Origin of the sequence: Streptomyces sp. TSRI0107 (assembly GCF_001905845.1) — a bacterium.
GTDB lineage: Bacteria > Actinomycetota > Actinomycetes > Streptomycetales > Streptomycetaceae > Streptomyces.
Genome location: NZ_LIVZ01000002.1, coordinates 593,195 through 609,460, shown reverse-complemented (window position 1 = coordinate 609,460; position 16,266 = coordinate 593,195). Strand labels below are relative to the sequence as shown.

Below are 16,266 nucleotides of genomic sequence, written 5' to 3'. Positions count from 1 at the left end.
CCCAGAGTGAGGAGTGCGTATGCGTCACCCCTTTGCCCGGGCGCTGGCCCGGCCACTGGCCCTGGTGGCCGCCGCGGCCGCGATACCGCTGGCACCGCTGGTCTCCGCCACGCCGGCGGCCGCCGACAGCATCGTCGTGGGCGGCTTCCCGGTCGACGTGTCCGAGGCGCCCTGGACGGTGGCGCTGTCCAGCCGTGACCGGTTCGGGGGTACGCGGTCGGGACAGTTCTGCGGCGGCGTGGCGGTCGGCCCGACCACGGTGCTCACGGCGGCACACTGCCTCGCCGAGGACGTCCTGGGCGCGCCGCCGAACCAGGTGCGCGACCTCAAGATCATCGCCGGGCGAACGGATCTGCGTACCACCCAGGGCCAGGAGATAGCGGTGCGCCAGAGCTGGGTGAATCCCGCCTACGACGACGGCAGCAACGCCGGGGACTTCGCGGTGCTCAGCCTCGCCGAGTCGCTGCCCCAGGGCGCGGTGGTCGGGATGGCCGGTGCGGGGTACCCGGCGTACGAGCCCGGTACGGGAGCCACCGTCTACGGCTGGGGGGATGCCACGGGCACCGGCGACTACGCGTACGGCCTGCGGGCCGCTCAGGTGCATGTGCTGCCCGACACGCTCTGCGAGACGGCTTATCCGGGCGGTAGCGACGGCAGTTATCTCTCCCGGGCCATGGTGTGCGCCGGGGAGGCGGCGGGCGGCCGGGATTCCTGCCAGGGGGACAGCGGCGGGCCGCTGGTGGCCCAGGGCAGGCTCATCGGACTGGTGTCCTGGGGGAGCGGCTGCGGGCAGCCCAACAGCCCCGGTGTCTACACACGCATCTCCGACGCGCTGCGGCAGCTGGGCTGGGACCGCGCGCACCAGGAGAGCGATGACAGCGCCTGACGGAGCCTGAGCGGCCCGGCCGGGTAGGACGACGGGCGGCCGACCCCATGTCCGGGGTCGGCCGCCCGTTCACCGGCCTGGGCCGGCACTGGCTCGTCGTGGACGCTGTGTGTCAGCGCTCTTCTTCGGAGGCGTTGCCGGGAACGGAGGTGAGCCGCTCCGTCTCGTCCTGTATCTCAGCGGCGATCTTCTTGAGTTCCGGCTCGAACTTGCGGCCGTGGTGGGCGCAGAAGAGCAGCTCTCCGCCGCTGAGCAGGACGACGCGCAGGTATGCCTGGGCGCCGCAGCGGTCGCAGCGATCAGCGGCCGTCAGCGGGCTCGCGGGGGTCAGAACAGTAGTCACGTCGCCTCTTCTCTAGCTCGACGAGCTGTCGTACCAGGGTCAACATCCAACCAGCCCCAAAACGTTCCCGCTCGCGGCTTTTCCTCGAAAGATTTTTTCCGAGGCGGCTGGCTGCTGCCGGTTGGCGGCGAATGTGCCGTAGTGCGTGTCTGTGTGTCGTACGGTTTCGCGCGGTTGTCTTGTCGGTCTCGGTCCTCCCGGCCGGGTTGCCGGTTTGTTCATGAGGACGTGCCCGGAGCCTAAATGGTTCATGCCTCCAATGGAACGTGATATGTACTTCACTCCATCGAGGGATCGAACACGCATACGACTCTGGACTAGTCTGAGTTCAGACGAGGGTGGCGTTACAACGGCTCTACCAGGCCTCGGTACCCTCTGAGCGGCAACCGAAGCCAGGCCTTACCCAGACGGGCCCCATCTGAAATTCAGCGAGGAGCGAACCGCGTGACCGCCGAGACGTCCGTGCCGTCCACAGCGCTGCTGGCAGGAGCAGACCGGGACGGTTCCAACTACACCGCTCGGCACCTGCTCGTCCTCGAGGGGCTGGAGGCCGTCCGCAAGCGCCCGGGCATGTACATCGGATCGACCGACAGCCGCGGTCTGATGCACTGCCTGTGGGAGATCATCGACAACTCCGTCGACGAGGCCCTGGGCGGCTACTGCGACCACATCGAGGTGATCCTCCACGACGACGGCTCGGTGGAGGTCCGCGACAACGGCCGTGGCATCCCGGTCGACGTCGAACCCAAGACCGGCCTGTCCGGCGTCGAGGTCGTCATGACCAAGCTGCACGCCGGCGGCAAGTTCGGCGGCGGCTCCTACGCGGCCTCCGGCGGTCTGCACGGCGTCGGCGCCTCCGTGGTGAACGCCCTCTCCGCGCGGCTGGACGTCGAGGTCGACCGCAACGGCCACACGCACGCCATCAGCTTCCGGCGCGGTGTGCCGGGCGCCTTCGCCGCCGTCGGCCCGGACGCCCGGTTCGAGGCCAAGGGCGGTCTGCGCAAGGCGAAGAAGATCCCCAAGACCCGCACCGGCACCCGCGTGCGGTACTGGGCCGACCGCCAGATCTTCCTCAAGGACGCCAAGCTCTCCCTGGAGAACCTGCACCAGCGGGCCCGCCAGACCGCGTTCCTCGTGCCCGGCCTGACCATCGTCGTCCGTGACGAGTACGGCCTCGGCGAGGGCGGCAGCAAGGGCGAGGAGTCCTTCCGCTTCGACGGCGGCATCAGCGAGTTCTGCGAGTTCCTCGCGTCCGACCGGCCGGTCTGCGACGTGCTCCGCTTCTCCGGACAGGGCACGTTCAAGGAGACGGTCCCGGTCCTCGACGAGCACGGCCAGATGACGCCCACCGAGGTCACCCGGGAACTCGGCGTCGACGTCGCCCTGCGCTGGGGCACCGGCTACGAGACGACCGTCAAGTCCTTCGTCAACATCATCGCCACCCCCAAGGGCGGCACCCATGTCGCCGGCTTCGAGCAGGCGATCGCCAAGACGATGAACGAGGTGCTGCGGGCGAAGAAGCTGCTGCGCGTCGCCGAGGACGACATCGTCAAGGACGACGCCCTGGAGGGCCTGACCGCGGTCGTCACCGTGCGGCTCGCCGAGCCGCAGTTCGAGGGGCAGACCAAGGAGGTGCTCGGCACCTCGGCGGCCCGCCGCATCGTGAACAACGTGGTCAGCAAGGAGCTGAAGGCGTTCCTGACGGCCACGAAGCGTGACGCCGCCCAGCAGGCCAGGGTGGTCCTGGAGAAGGCCGTCGCCGCCGCGCGGACCCGTATCGCCGCCCGCCAGCACAAGGACGCGCAGCGCCGCAAGACGGCCCTGGAGTCGTCCTCGCTGCCCGCGAAGCTCGCCGACTGCCGCAGCGACGACGTGGACCGCAGCGAGCTGTTCATCGTCGAGGGCGACTCCGCGCTCGGCACCGCCAAGCTCGCCCGGAACTCCGAGTTCCAGGCGCTGCTGCCGATCCGCGGCAAGATCCTCAACGTCCAGAAGTCGTCCGTGACCGACATGCTGAAGAACGCCGAGTGCGGCGCGATCATCCAGGTCATAGGGGCGGGCTCCGGGCGGACCTTCGACATCGACGCCGCCCGCTACGGCAAGATCATCATGATGACCGACGCCGACGTCGACGGCTCGCACATCCGGACCCTGCTGCTCACGCTGTTCCACCGCTACATGCGGCCCATGGTCGAGGCCGGCCGGGTGTTCGCGGCGGTGCCGCCGCTGCACCGGATCGAGCTGATCCAGCCCAAGAAGGGCCAGGACAAGTACGTGTACACGTACTCGGACCGTGAACTGCGCGACAAGCTCATGGAGTTCCAGAGCAAGGGCGTCCGCTACAAGGACACCATCCAGCGCTACAAGGGTCTGGGCGAGATGGACGCCGACCAGCTGGCCGAGACCACCATGGACCCGCGCCACCGCACCCTGCGCCGGATCAACCTCTCCGACCTGGACGCCGCCGAGCAGGTCTTCGACCTTCTGATGGGCAACGACGTGGCGCCGCGCAAGGAGTTCATCTCCAGCTCGGCGGCGACGCTGGACCGCTCGCGCATCGACGCCTAGCCGGGAGGCCCGTCACCTGATGGGGTGAAGAGCGGGGAGAAGAAGAGTCACGGATCTTCCCGTTCTGTCCATCCTTGGGCATGCACGCAAGGTACGACGACCCCTGGTACGACGCGCTCGCCTCCGGCTGGGGCGAGGCGGACGCGACACCCGCGAACACCGTGCCCTCCGCGCGCCCCGAGCGGGCGGAGCGGCGCGAGGACGGCGCGGTGGACGCCGCGGCCGTCTATCTGGAGGTGCAGCGCAGCGCCGCCTTCCAGGAGGTGCGCAGCCGGTACCGGAGGTTCGTGGTGCCGGCGTCCGCCGCCTTCCTCGCCTGGTACGTGGGGTACGTCGTGACCGCCACCACCGCGCCCGGGTTCATGGCGCGGCCGGTGGCGGGCGCGGTGAACGTGGCCATGGTGGCCGGGCTCGGGCAGTTCCTCTCCACCTTCCTGCTCACCTGGGCGTACGCCCGGCACGCCCGGCTGCGCAGGGACCGCGCGGCGCTCGAACTGCGCTGGGACACCCAGGAACTGACGCGCGGGCTCCGGGGCGGTGCCTCATGACGGGCGATCATCAGACGCTGGCCCTGGTGCTGTTCAGCGGGTTCGTCGCGGTCACGCTCGGGATCACGACGTGGGTGAGCCGTCACCGGCAGGGATCGGCCGAGGAGTTCTACGCGGGCGGGCGGCTGTTCTCGCCGATGGAGAATGGTTTTGCCATCGCGGGCGACTACATGTCGGCCGCCTCCTTCCTCGGCATCTCCGGCCTCATCGCGCTCTTCGGCTACGACGGGCTGCTGTACTCGGTGGGCTTCCTGGTCGCGTGGCTGGTGGTGCTCTTCCTGGTCGCCGAACTGGTGCGCAACTGCGGGCGGTTCACCCTTGCCGACGTGGTCGCCGCGCGGATGCGGGAGCGGCCGGTGCGGATCGCGGCGGGAACCTCCTCGGTCGCCGTGTCCGTTCTGTACCTGGTGGCGCAGATGGTCGGGGCGGGCAGCCTGGTCGCGCTGCTGCTGGGCGGGACGAGCGGAGCCGCGCGGGCCTGGACCGTCATCGGGGTCGGCGCGCTGATGGTGATCTACGTGTCGCTGGGAGGGATGCGGGCCACCACCTGGATCCAGATCGTGAAGGCCGTCCTGCTGCTGGGCGGGACGATCACGCTGACCGTGCTCGTACTGCTGCGGTTCCACGGCGACTTCGACCAGCTGCTGCGCACCGCCGCGGACCGCAGCGGCCACGGCACGGCCTTCCTGGCCCCCGGGCTGGCGTACGGCGAGGACTGGACCGCCCGCCTCGACTTCATCAGCCTCGGCCTCGCGCTGGTGCTCGGCACCGCCGGGCTGCCGCACATCCTGTCCCGCTTCTACACCGTGCCCACCGCACGGGCCGCGCGGCGCTCGGTCGTCTGGTCGATCGGGCTCATCGGCGGCTTCTACCTGATGACGATCGTCCTCGGCTTCGGCGCGGCCGCGATCGTGGGCCCGGACGCCGTACGCGCCTCCAACGCGGCCGGGAACACGGCGGTTCCCCTGCTGGCGCTGGACCTCGGCGGCGGCGCGGGCTCCACCGGTGGAACGGTTCTCTTCGCGATCGTCGCCGCCGTCGCCTTCGCCACCATCCTCGCCGTGGTCGCCGGCATCACCCTCGCCTCCTCGGCGTCCGTCGCCCACGACCTGTACGCGTCGCTGCGCCGCAAGCGGGGCGAGCCCCGCGGCGAGGTGGCCGTCGCACGGGTCGCGGCGGTCGGCATCGGCGCCGTCGCCATCGCCCTCGGACTGCTCGCCCGCGACCTCAACGTCGCCTTCCTGGTCGGTCTCGCCTTCGCCGTCGCCGCGTCCGCGAACCTGCCGGTGCTGCTCTACTCGCTGTTCTGGCGCGGCTTCACCACCCGGGGCGCCGTCTGGGCCGTCTACGGCGGGCTGATCCCGGCGGTGGCGCTGATGCTGCTGTCGCCCGTGGTCTCGGGCGGCCCGGACGCGCTGTTCCCCGGCGCCGACTTCCAGCTCTTCCCGCTCCAGAACCCGGGACTGGTCTCCATCCCGCTGGGGTTCCTCGCCGGCTGGCTCGGCACGGTCACCTCGGCGGAGACCCCGGACGAGGCCGGACACGCGGAGACGGAGGTGCGCTCGCTCACGGGGGCCGGAGCGGCGTGAGGCCGGGCAGCCGTCGAGAAAACGGCGGCCCGCGTCCGTACCCCTGGGGGCACGGTCCTTCCCCCGCCCCTGGGCCGTGCGTCAGGCGCGGGTCGCCCACACGTAACGGTGTTCCGGGCGGCCCGCGTCGCCGTACCTGAGGGTCAGCGTGGCCCGTCCGGTGCGCTCCAGGAGCTTCAGATAGCGCTGCGCGGTCTGCCGGCTCACCCCGGTCCGCTCGGCGATCTCCAGCGCCGACAGCGGGCCCTCCGCGTTCATCAGGGACTGACGGACCAGCTCCGCGGTGGTGGGGGAGTGGCCCTTCGGCAGATCCGGCTCCGACGACGCGGACAACGCGCCGAAGATGCGGTCCACCTCGGCCTGCTCCGCCTCGCCGCCCCCGTCGAGGGTCCGGCGCAGCTGCGCGTACGCCTCCAGCTTGGCGCGCAGACCGGCGAAGGCGAACGGCTTGACCAGGTACTGCAGCGCGCCGTGCCGCATCGCCGCCTGCACGGTCGCCACGTCGCGGGCCGCCGTCACCATGATCACGTCGGTCTGGTGCCCGCGCCGGCGCATCTCCTGCACCACCGCCAGGCCCGTCCCGTCGGGCAGATAGTGGTCCATGAGGACCAGATCCACGTGCGGCAGCGTCTCCAGCAGCCGCAGCGCCTCCGCGGCCTGGTGCGCCTCCCCGGCGACATGGAAGCCCGGCACCTTCTCGACGTACGCGGCGTTCACCCGCGCGACCCTGGTGTCGTCGTCCACGACCAGGACCTCGATCATCGTGACTCCTCCTCGGTGGTCCGCGCGGCGGACGGCACGGTCAGGGCGGGCCGCGGCCCCGGCTCGGCCAGCGCCTCGGGCAGGACGACGACGAACTCCGCGCCCCCGCCGGGCGCCTCGCCCACCGTCACCGAACCGCCCTGCCGCTCGGCCAGCCGCCGGACCAGGGACAGCCCGATGCCGCGCTTGCGGTGGGCGGGCGGCTCCTTCGTCGACCATCCCTCGGTGAAGACGACCTCGCGCCGCTCCGCCGGGATCCCGGGCCCCGTGTCCCGCACCGCGAGCACGGCGGCACGCCCCTCGGCCTGCAACTCGACCTCCACGCGCGCGTGCGGCGTGCCCGCGACGGCGTCCAGGGCGTTGTCGACCAGGTTGCCCACGATCGTGACCAGTCCCCGGGCGTCGACCAGCCGGTCCGGCAGCCGGGTGCGGCCGGAGAGCCGCAGCGCGACCCCCCGCTCGGCCGCTACGGTCGCCTTGCCGACCAGCAGGGCGGCGAGCAGCGGGTCCTCGATCCTCTCGGTGACCTGTTCCGCGGTGGCCCGGTGATCGCCGACCACCTCGCCGACGAACTCCACCGCGTCGTCGTACATCTCCAGCTCGAGCAGCCCCAGCAGCGTGTGCATCCGGTTGGCGTGCTCGTGGTCCTGGGCGCGCAGCGCGTCGATCAGGCCGCGCGTGGAGTCCAGCTCCCGGCCCAGCTGCTCCAGCTCGGTGCGGTCCCGCAGGGTGGCGACGGCCCCTCCGTCGCCGGTGGGCATCCGGTTGGCGACCAGCACCCGCTGCCCGCGCACGGTGAGCAGATCGGTGCCCGCCACCCGCCCGGCCAGCACGTCGGCCGTACGCCCCTCGCCCAGCGCCTCGTCGGGGGAGCGGCCCACGGCCTCGTCGCCGATGCCCAGCAGGCGCTGCGCCTCGTCGTTCAGCAGGCGGACCCGGCCCGCGCGGTCCAGGGCGACGACCCCCTCCCGGATGCCGTGCAGCATCGCCTCGCGCTCCGCGAGCAGCGCCGCGATGTCGGAGAAGGCCAGGTCGCGGGTCTGCCGCTGCACCCGGCGCGAGATCAGCCAGGAGGCCAGCGCGCCCACGGCCAGGGCGCCCCCGGCGTACGCCAGCAGCTCCGGGATCGCGTGGATGAGCCGCGCGCGGACACTGTCGTACGCGATGCCGACCGACACCGCACCCACGATCTCGCCGTCGCCGTCGCGCAACGGCACCTTGCCGCGCGCGGAGCGGCCGAGGGTGCCCTCGTCGATCTCCATGACCTCCCGGCCGGAGAGCGCCTCGCTGGGGTCGGTGGAGACGTGCCGGCCGATCTCCGCCGGCTCGGTGTGCGACCAGCGCACCCCGCGCGTGTCCATCACCACGATGTACTCGGCCCTGGTGGCCTTCCGGATCCGCTCGGCCTCCCGCTGGACGGGTCCGCCGGGGGTCGGCGGTGTGCTACGGACCTCCTCGGCGAGCCGTGGCTGGGCCGCGGTGGTCTGCGCGATCGCGAGCGCCCGGCGCATGGCCTGGTCGTCCAGCTGGTCGCTGAGCGGCGCGAGGAACAGCCCGGTCGCGAGCACCGCGACTCCCGCGGCGATCGCCACCTGCATCAGCAGCACCTGCGAGAACACCCGGCGCGGCAGGCCGAGGCGCAGGCGGCGGGCGGGGGACGTGGGGCTCATACCCACGACGGTACGTGGACGGGCGCCCTGCGCCGTAGTGGGGTGCCGGGATCTCCCTCCCGCGCGGAGGTCAGCTCGCGAGGGCCGCCGGGGTCAGTTCGCGCAGCGCCAGGACGTCCATCCGCGCGGGGGCGCCCAGGACCGACGTGCCGCAGCTCTCGGGGCGGGGCGGCTCGGAGGCCCCCTGTGCCACCAGGACACGCCAGCAGCGGCCGTCCACGTGGGCGACGGTCACCTCCCAGCGCGGGGCCGCACCGTCCGTCCGTACGGCGCTCTCGGTGCGTACGACGCTCAGCGCGTCCGCCGCGTACTCGCCCACCGCCCTCCGCACGGCCAGCTCGGCCGCCTGGCCGGGCCGCTCCCAGGCCGATCCGCCCCGGCATCCCTCGACGACGATCCGGCCCTCCTGGACGGCGTGCAGCACTTCCTTGACGCCGCGGGCGTCGGCCCGGCCGTACGCGTAGCCGTACGGCAGGACGAGCAGCGTCGGCGAGAAGCGGTGACCGCCCAGATGGGTGACCTCCCAGACGCCCTCCACCCCGGACGCGGCCAGCTCGGCGGCGAGCGGGCGGCCGAGCAGGGCGCAGCAGCGGTCGCGCTTGCCGTTGGTGCACACCAGGGCGAGCGGGCCGCCGGTGTGGGGCCGGCCCCGCAGCGCGGTGTCGAAGGTGTGGTGGTCGCCCCGGCCGAGGGCGGCGAAGTCCAGATCGAGGAGCTGCCGGGGGTCGGTGGTCGTGGCGGTGCGCAGCCAGGCGTTGCCCGGCATGGTGTGGGTGGCGTACACCCGGCGTACGGACGTCGTGTGGCAGTCCGCGTGGCGGCCCGGGCGGCGGATGAGCGCGATGCGCACGCCGGTGCCCTTCGCGGCGGCCTCCAGCGCGCGGCCCAGCGCGGGGTCCAGGTGGCTCGAAGTGAGCGCCCTGGCGCCCCACGGACCGGGCTGTTCCACCAGGAGCCAGGTCCTGGCGGTCGCCGCGGTTCCGGAAATGGGCTCGCCGAGACTCTCGGAGACGGTCGCGCACGTACTCACACAGGTGAGCCTAACCTGACTTCGTCCCCGATGACCTCCCGACCGCGCCGGGGTCCGCGCCGGCGCTCGTATTCTGGGGGCCGCAGTCAGTGCTCGCACACGCGCCGGGCCGCGCGCCGGGGCCCGCGCCGGTAGGAGAGAGGTCGCACGTTGGGGCAGAGCCCGAGGCCGCAGCAGATCCCGGTCGTCGTCCTCGCCGGATTCCTGGGCTCCGGCAAGACGACACTCCTCAACCATCTGCTCCACCGCAGCGGCGGCAGCCGTATCGGCGCCGTCGTCAACGACTTCGGCGCCATCGAGATCGACGCCATGGCCGTGGCCGGGGCGCTCGGCGACTCCACCGTCTCGCTCGGCAACGGATGCCTGTGCTGCGCCGTCGACGCCAGTGAGCTGGACCTCTACCTCGACCGGCTCGCCCGGCCCGAGACCGGCATCGACGTCATCGTGATCGAGGCCAGCGGCCTGGCCGAGCCGCAGGAACTCGTCCGCATGCTGCTCGCCAGCGAGAACCCGCGGGTGGTCTACGGCGGTCTCGTGGAGGTCGTCGACGCCGCGGAGTTCGACGAGACCCGCGCGAAGCACCCCCAGATCGACCGGCACCTCGCCCTCGCCGACCTCGTCGTGGTCAACAAGCTGGACCGGACCCCGGACGCCGAACGTGTCCTCGGCCTGGTCCGCACCCTCACCGACCGGGCCGCCGTCGTGCCCGCGACCTACGGCCGGATCGACCCGGAGTTCCTGTTCGACTGCCGGCCGAGCGAGGAGCGCGTCGGGCAGCTGTCCTTCGACGACCTGCACGACGACCTGCACGCGGACGAGCACCAGGACGTGCCCGGCGAGACGCACGGCCACGCGGGCCATCTGCACACCGCCTACGACAGCCTGTCCTTCGTCTCCGACCGCCCCCTCGACCCCCGACGCCTGATGCGGTTCCTCGACAGCAGGCCCGAAGGGCTCTACCGGATCAAGGGGTACGTCGACTTCGGCGCCCACGACCCCCGCAACCGGTACGCCGTCCACGCGGTGGGCCGGTTCCTCCGGTTCTACCCGGAGCGCTGGGCGTCTGACGCCGAACGGCTCACCCAGCTCGTCCTGATCGGCTCCGGCATCGACGCCCCGCTCCTCGGCAAGGAGCTGGAGGCCTGCCGCGACGACGCCCCGCACACCGCCGACGAGCACGGCATGTGGGGCGTCCTGCGCTACGTCCGGGACCCGGAGGAGCCGGGCCCCGAGGCGTACGCCGAGTACGACCCGGAACCCGGCGCGGACCAGGGGTTCTAGACCGGCCCGGCCACCGCCGCCACCTTCTTCTGCAGCGACACGCCCGAGCCGTCGCGGCGCGGATCCATCTCGGGCAGGTCGGCCGGCAAGCCGTTCTTCTGGGCCGCCCGTGCCGGGGTGGCGCCCGCCCAGGCGAAGGACAGGCAGTCCTCGCCCTTCAGGAACCGCTGGCAGCGCACGCCGCCCGTGGCACGGCCCTTGCGCGGGTACTGGTCGAACGGGGTCAGCTTGGCGGTCGTCTGCACGGAGTCGTCCAGCGTGCCGCGCGAGCCCGCGACGGTGAACACCACCGCGTCGGCGGCCGGGTCCACCGCCGTGAAGGCGATGACCTTCGCGCCGTCGGCGAGCTTGATGCCCGCCATACCGCCCGCCGGCCGGCCCTGCGGGCGGACCTGGGAGGCCTGGTACCGCAGCAGCTGGGCGTCGTCGGTGATGAAGACCAGGTCCTCCTCGCCGGTGCGCAATTCCACCGCGCCGACGATCCGGTCACCCTCCTTGAGGGTGATCACCTCCAGCTCCTCCTTGTTCGCCGGGTAGTCCGGCACCACCCGCTTGACCACGCCCTGCTCCGTGCCCAGCGCCAGACCGGGGGAGGACTCGTCGAGGGTGGTCAGGCAGACGACCGTCTCGTCGTCCTCCAGGGTGACGAACTCCGCCAGCGGCGCGCCGCCCGAGAGGGTGGGCGCCGCCGCCGTCTCCGGCAGCTGGGGCAGGTCGACGACGCTGATCCGCAGCAGCCGCCCGGACGACGTCACCGCGCCGACCTCGCCACGGGCCGTGGCCGGCACCGCCGAGACGATCACGTCGTGCTTGGCGCGCTTGCCGTCGGCGTCCTCCGCGAACGGCTCGGCGTTGGCCGTACGCGCCAGCAGACCCGTCGAGGACAGCAGCACCCGGCACGGGTCGTCCGCCACCTGCAGCGGCACGGCGGCGGCCGGGGCGCCCGCGGACTCCAGCAGGACCGTACGCCGCTCGGTGCCGAACTTCTTGGCCACCGCGGCCAGTTCGGTGGAGACCAGCTTGCGCAGCTCCGCGTCGGACTCCAGGATCCGGGTCAGCTCCTCGATCTCGGTGTTGAGCCGGTCCTTCTCCGCCTCCAGCTCGATCCGGTCGTACTTGGTGAGCCGGCGCAGCGGCGTGTCGAGGATGTACTGGGTCTGCACCTCGCTCAGCGAGAAGCGCTCCATCAGGCGCTCCTTGGCCTGCGCGGAGTTCTCGCTGGAGCGGATCAGCCGGATGACCTCGTCGATGTCCACCAGGGCCGTCAGCAGGCCCTCGACCAGGTGCAGGCGGTCGCGCCGCTTGCCGCGGCGGAACTCGGAGCGGCGGCGGACGACCTCGAAGCGGTGGTCGAGATAGACCTCCAGCAGCTCCTTCAGGCCCAGCGTCAGCGGCTGGCCGTCCACCAGCGCCACGTTGTTGATGCCGAAGGACTCCTCCATCGGGGTCAGCTTGTACAGCTGCTCCAGGACGGCCTCCGGCACGAAGCCGTTCTTGATCTCGATGACCAGGCGCAGCCCGTGCTCACGGTCGGTGAGGTCCTTGACGTCGGCGATGCCCTGGAGCTTCTTCGAGCCGACCAGGTCCTTGATCTTGGCGATCACCTTCTCCGGGCCGACCGTGAAGGGCAGCTCGGTGACGACCAGGCCCTTGCGGCGGGCCGTGACGGTCTCCACGGACACCGTCGCGCGCATCTTGAACGTGCCGCGGCCCGTCTCGTAGGCGTCGCGGATGCCCGACAGGCCGACGATCCGGCCGCCGGTGGGCAGGTCGGGTCCCGGGACGTGCCTCATCAGCGCGTCGAGATCGGCGTTCGGATACCGGATGAGGTGGCGGGCGGCGGCGATGACCTCGCCGAGGTTGTGCGGCGGCATGTTGGTGGCCATGCCGACCGCGATGCCGGAGGCGCCGTTCACCAGGAGGTTCGGGAACGCGGCGGGCAGGGCGACCGGCTCCTGCTCCTGGCCGTCGTAGTTCGGACCGAAGTCGACCGTGTCCTCTTCGATGGACTCGGTCATCAGACCCGTGGCCGCGGCCATCCGGCACTCGGTGTACCGCATGGCCGCCGGCGGGTCGTCGTTGCCCAGGGAGCCGAAGTTGCCGTGGCCGTCCACCAGGGGCACGCGCATCGAGAAGGGCTGGGCCATGCGCACCAGGGCGTCGTAGATCGACGCGTCGCCGTGCGGGTGCAGCTTGCCCATGACCTCGCCGACCACGCGGGCGCACTTCACATAGCCGCGTTCCGGGCGCAGGCCCATCTCGTTCATCTGGTAGACGATGCGGCGGTGCACCGGCTTGAGACCGTCGCGTGCGTCCGGCAGGGCTCGGGAGTAGATGACCGAGTACGCGTACTCGAGGAAGGAGCCCTGCATCTCGTCGACGACGTCGATGTCGAGGATCTTCTCCTCGTACGAGTCGTCGGGCGGCGGGGTCTTCGTGCTGCGGCGGGCCATCGCTGCCTGGCTCCTTGCTGAAGCGTGGTGAACGGGATCTGACGCGGACCATTGTGGACCGCGGCACTGACAACGCGGAGCGGGACCCGGCGCAGTCCGCCCGGCCCCCCTGCTGCCCCGCAGGCTACGCCCTCACGCCGGGTAAGCCCCCTCTCGCTCTCGGCGTACGCGGTCCGGGAACTTCGCAGACGGTCCGCACGCTTGCATACAGTGGCAGGACGGCAGGAAACCAGCGGTCTCACCCACCGCATCCGCGATCGAAGGGACGTACATGCCCATGGGTCACACGGCCACAGCCGAGGCAGGCTCCGGCGGCCTGACAGCGACCGAGCACCGCCTGGCCAACGGTCTGCGCGTGGTGCTCTCCGAGGACCACCTGACCCCGGTCGCGGCGGTGTGCCTCTGGTACGACGTCGGCTCGCGCCACGAGGTCAAGGGCCGTACCGGCCTGGCTCACCTTTTCGAGCACCTGATGTTCCAGGGCTCCGCCCAGGTGAAGGGCAACGGCCACTTCGAACTGGTGCAGGGCGCGGGCGGCTCGCTCAACGGCACCACCAGCTTCGAGCGCACCAACTACTTCGAGACCATGCCCGCCCACCAGCTGGAGCTCGCGCTCTGGCTGGAGGCCGACCGCATGGGCTCCCTGCTGACCGCCCTCGACGACGAGTCGATGGAGAACCAGCGGGACGTCGTCAAGAACGAGCGCCGCCAGCGCTACGACAACGTGCCCTACGGCACCGCGTTCGAGAAGCTCACCGCCCTCGCCTACCCGGAGGGCCACCCGTACCACCACACGCCGATCGGGTCGATGGCCGACCTGGACGCGGCGACGCTGGAGGACGCCCGCGCGTTCTTCCGCACCTACTACGCGCCGAACAACGCGGTGCTCTCGGTGGTCGGTGACATCGACCCGAAGCAGACTCTCGCGTGGATCGAGAAGTACTTCGGTTCCATCCCCTCGCACGACGGCAAGCCCGCCCCGCGCGACGGCTCGCTGCCCGAGATCATCGGCGAGCAGCTGCGCGAGGTCGTCGAGGAGGAGGTCCCGGCGCGCGCCCTGATGGCCGCCTACCGCCTCCCGCACGACGGCACGCGCGCGTGCGACGCCGCCGACCTGGCGCTCACCGTCCTGGGCGGCGGCGAGTCCTCCCGTCTGTACAACCGGCTCGTCCGCCGGGACCGCACGGCCGTCGCGGCCGGCTTCGGCCTGCTGCGCCTCGCCGGGGCGCCCTCGCTGGGCTGGCTGGACGTGAAGACCTCCGGCGACGTCGAGGTGCCGGTCATCGAGGCCGCCATCGACGAGGAGCTGGCCCGGTTCGCCGAGGAGGGCCCCACCGCCGAGGAGATGGAGCGCGCCCAGGCCCAGTTGGAGCGCGAGTGGCTGGACCGGCTCGGCACGGTCGCCGGCCGCGCCGACGAACTGTGCCGGTTCGCCGTGCTGTTCGGCGACCCGCAGCTCGCCCTCACCGCCGTCCAGCGGGTGCTGGAGGTGACGCCGGAGGAGGTCCAGGAGGTCGCCAAGGCCCGCCTGCGCCCCGACAACCGCGCGGTGCTCGTCTACGAGCCGCTCAGCCCCGAGCAGCCCGAGGACGTGGAGGGCACCGAGGACCCGGAATCCGCGGCGACCGTGGAAGCCGCCGACGACAACGAGGAGGCGGCCAAGTGACCGAGCTCGCCACGATGGACTTCCACCCGCAGCCGCAGCCGGGCGACGCCAAGCCGTGGGCGTTCCCCGCCCCCACGCGCGGGACCCTCGACAACGGCCTGACGGTGCTGCGCTGCCACCGCCCCGGTCAGCAGGTCGTCGCCGTCGAGGTGCTCCTGGCGGCGCCGCTGGACGCCGAGCCCACCGGCCTGGACGGCGTCGCCACGATCATGGCGCGCGCCTTCTCCGAGGGCACCGACAAGCACTCCGCCGAGGAGTACGCCGCCGAGCTGGAGCGCTGCGGCGCCACCCTCGACGCGCACGCCGACCACCCCGGCGTCCGGCTCAGCCTGGAGGTCCCGGCCTCCCGTCTGGAGAAGGGCCTCGGCCTGATCGCCGACGCGCTGCGCGCGCCCGCGTTCGCCGACAGCGAGGTCGAGCGGCTGGTCCGCAACCGGCTGGACGAGATCCCGCACGAGCTGGCCAACCCGTCCCGGCGCGCCGCGAAGGAACTGTCCAAGGAGCTGTTCCCGGCGTCCGCGCGCATGTCGCGGCCGCGCCAGGGCACCGAGGACACGGTCGCGAAGATCGACGCGGCGGCCGTGCGCGCCTTCTACGAGCGGCACGTCCGCCCGGCCACGGCCACCGCCGTGGTGGTCGGCGACCTCACCGGCATCGACCTGGACGCCCTGCTCGGCGACACCCTCGGCTCCTGGACCGGCTCCTCGGCCGAGCCGCGGCCGGTGCCGCCGGTGACCGCCGACGACACCGGGCGCGTCGTCATCGTGGACCGCCCCGGCGCGGTCCAGACCCAGCTGCTCATCGGCCGGGTCGGCGCCGACCGGCACGACCGCGTGTGGCCCGCCCAGGTGCTCGGCACGTACTGCCTGGGCGGCACCCTCACCTCCCGCCTGGACCGCGTCCTGCGCGAGGAGAAGGGCTACACCTACGGCGTACGGGCGTTCGGGCAGGTGCTGCGGTCCGCCCCGGACGGCACGGGCGCGTCGATGCTCGCCATCAGCGGCTCCGTCGACACCCCGAACACCGGTCCCGCCCTGCACGACCTGTGGACGGTGCTGCGCACCCTCGCCGCGGAGGGCCTGACCGACGCCGAGCGGGACGTCGCCGTGCAGAACCTGGTCGGCGTGGCGCCGCTCAAGTACGAGACGGCGGCGGCCGTGGCGAGCACGCTGGCCGACCAGGTCGAGCAGTACCTGCCCGACGACTACCAGGCGGCGCTGTACCAGCAGCTTGCCGCGACCGGCACGGTCGAGGCGACCGCCGCGGTCGTGAACGCCTTCCCGGTGGACCGTCTGGTGACCGTCCTCGTCGGTGACGCGGCGCAGATCAAGGAGCCCGTGGAGGCTCTGGGCATCGGCGAAGTGACCGTGGTGGCGGCCGAGTAGACGACCGCGCGGGCACACTCACGCGCAGGGGCCCTGGTGACCGAAGCGTCACCAGGGCCCCTTGATGTCCGAATTGAGGCGGAGG

Annotated in this window: 12 protein-coding genes; 7 read left to right on the top strand and 5 right to left on the bottom strand. The window is 72.1% G+C overall.

Features of this window, described 5'->3' with window-relative positions; translation table 11 throughout:
* Positions 1-19 precede the first annotated feature (19 nt).
* A complete protein-coding gene (locus AMK31_RS06650; protein WP_073939431.1) occupies positions 20-886 on the top strand; it encodes a S1 family peptidase in 867 nt (288 codons plus the stop codon).
* 112 nt (positions 887-998) lie between these two features.
* Here AMK31_RS06650 and AMK31_RS06645 read toward each other — a convergent pair whose 3' ends face one another.
* The gene (locus tag AMK31_RS06645; RefSeq protein WP_073939430.1) at positions 999-1,229 is read right to left on the bottom strand and encodes a DUF7455 domain-containing protein; all 231 of its coding nucleotides are present in this window, start codon (positions 1,227-1,229) and stop codon (positions 999-1,001) included.
* A gap of 444 nt (positions 1,230-1,673) precedes the next feature.
* On the opposite strand from AMK31_RS06645, the gene AMK31_RS06640 reads away from it, so the two are divergent.
* The 3 genes from AMK31_RS06640 (at position 1,674) to AMK31_RS06630 (ending at position 5,934) form a co-directional block, all read left to right on the top strand.
* Positions 1,674-3,797, top strand: coding sequence for a DNA gyrase/topoisomerase IV subunit B (locus AMK31_RS06640; RefSeq protein WP_073939429.1), 2,124 nt, complete (start codon positions 1,674-1,676; stop codon positions 3,795-3,797).
* Between the two features lie 80 nt (positions 3,798-3,877).
* Positions 3,878-4,345 (top strand): DUF485 domain-containing protein, encoded by a 468-nt coding sequence (locus AMK31_RS06635; protein ID WP_073939428.1) that lies wholly within the window; start codon positions 3,878-3,880, stop codon positions 4,343-4,345.
* Positions 4,342-5,934, top strand: a complete 1,593-nt coding sequence (locus AMK31_RS06630) for a solute symporter family protein (RefSeq protein WP_073939427.1) — start codon at positions 4,342-4,344, stop codon at positions 5,932-5,934. The genes AMK31_RS06635 and AMK31_RS06630 overlap by 4 nt, the downstream gene beginning before the upstream one ends.
* Before the next feature lie 81 nt (positions 5,935-6,015).
* On the opposite strand, the gene AMK31_RS06625 is transcribed toward AMK31_RS06630, so the two are convergent.
* From AMK31_RS06625 to AMK31_RS06615, 3 genes are all read right to left on the bottom strand, one after another.
* Entirely contained in the window at positions 6,016-6,696 is a 681-nt protein-coding gene (locus tag AMK31_RS06625) for a response regulator (RefSeq protein ID WP_073939426.1), read from the bottom strand.
* Positions 6,693-8,366: an ATP-binding protein gene (locus AMK31_RS06620; RefSeq protein ID WP_073939425.1), complete on the bottom strand. Its 1,674-nt coding sequence runs from the start codon at positions 8,364-8,366 to the stop codon at positions 6,693-6,695. Before AMK31_RS06620 ends, AMK31_RS06625 begins: the two co-directional genes overlap by 4 nt.
* 70 nt (positions 8,367-8,436) lie before the next feature.
* On the bottom strand, positions 8,437-9,396 hold the full coding sequence (locus AMK31_RS06615; RefSeq protein WP_073939424.1) for a sucrase ferredoxin: 960 nt from the start codon (positions 9,394-9,396) through the stop codon (positions 8,437-8,439).
* Between the two features lie 150 nt (positions 9,397-9,546).
* On the opposite strand from AMK31_RS06615, the gene AMK31_RS06610 reads away from it, so the two are divergent.
* Positions 9,547-10,677, top strand: coding sequence for a CobW family GTP-binding protein (locus AMK31_RS06610; RefSeq protein ID WP_073939423.1), 1,131 nt, complete (start codon positions 9,547-9,549; stop codon positions 10,675-10,677).
* Here AMK31_RS06610 and AMK31_RS06605 read toward each other — a convergent pair.
* On the bottom strand, positions 10,674-13,130 hold the full coding sequence (locus AMK31_RS06605; RefSeq protein ID WP_073939422.1) for a DNA gyrase/topoisomerase IV subunit A: 2,457 nt from the start codon (positions 13,128-13,130) through the stop codon (positions 10,674-10,676). The two genes, AMK31_RS06610 and AMK31_RS06605, sit on opposite strands and share 4 nt — an antisense overlap.
* Positions 13,131-13,401: 271 nt before the next feature.
* Here AMK31_RS06605 and AMK31_RS06600 point away from each other — a divergent pair, with 271 nt between their 5' ends.
* Both AMK31_RS06600 and AMK31_RS06595 read left to right on the top strand, forming a co-directional pair.
* Complete coding sequence (locus AMK31_RS06600; RefSeq protein WP_073939421.1) at positions 13,402-14,796, top strand: M16 family metallopeptidase; 1,395 nt, start codon at positions 13,402-13,404, stop codon at positions 14,794-14,796.
* Positions 14,793-16,181 (top strand): M16 family metallopeptidase, encoded by a 1,389-nt coding sequence (locus AMK31_RS06595; RefSeq protein WP_073939420.1) that lies wholly within the window; start codon positions 14,793-14,795, stop codon positions 16,179-16,181. The genes AMK31_RS06600 and AMK31_RS06595 overlap by 4 nt, the downstream gene beginning before the upstream one ends.
* Positions 16,182-16,266: the final 85 nt, after the last annotated feature.

Excerpts from the sequence above, each read along its gene's own strand:
- AMK31_RS06650 (WP_073939431.1), top strand. The coding sequence starts at position 20 with ATGCGTCACCCCTTTGCCCGGGCGCTGGCCCGGCCACTGGCCCTGGTG.
- AMK31_RS06635 (WP_073939428.1), top strand. The coding sequence starts at position 3,878 with ATGCACGCAAGGTACGACGACCCCTGGTACGACGCGCTCGCCTCCGGC.
- AMK31_RS06630 (WP_073939427.1), top strand. The coding sequence starts at position 4,342 with ATGACGGGCGATCATCAGACGCTGGCCCTGGTGCTGTTCAGCGGGTTC.
- AMK31_RS06625 (WP_073939426.1), bottom strand. The coding sequence starts at position 6,696 with ATGATCGAGGTCCTGGTCGTGGACGACGACACCAGGGTCGCGCGGGTG.
- AMK31_RS06620 (WP_073939425.1), bottom strand. The coding sequence starts at position 8,366 with ATGAGCCCCACGTCCCCCGCCCGCCGCCTGCGCCTCGGCCTGCCGCGC.
- AMK31_RS06605 (WP_073939422.1), bottom strand. The coding sequence starts at position 13,130 with ATGGCCCGCCGCAGCACGAAGACCCCGCCGCCCGACGACTCGTACGAG.
- AMK31_RS06600 (WP_073939421.1), top strand. The coding sequence starts at position 13,402 with ATGCCCATGGGTCACACGGCCACAGCCGAGGCAGGCTCCGGCGGCCTG.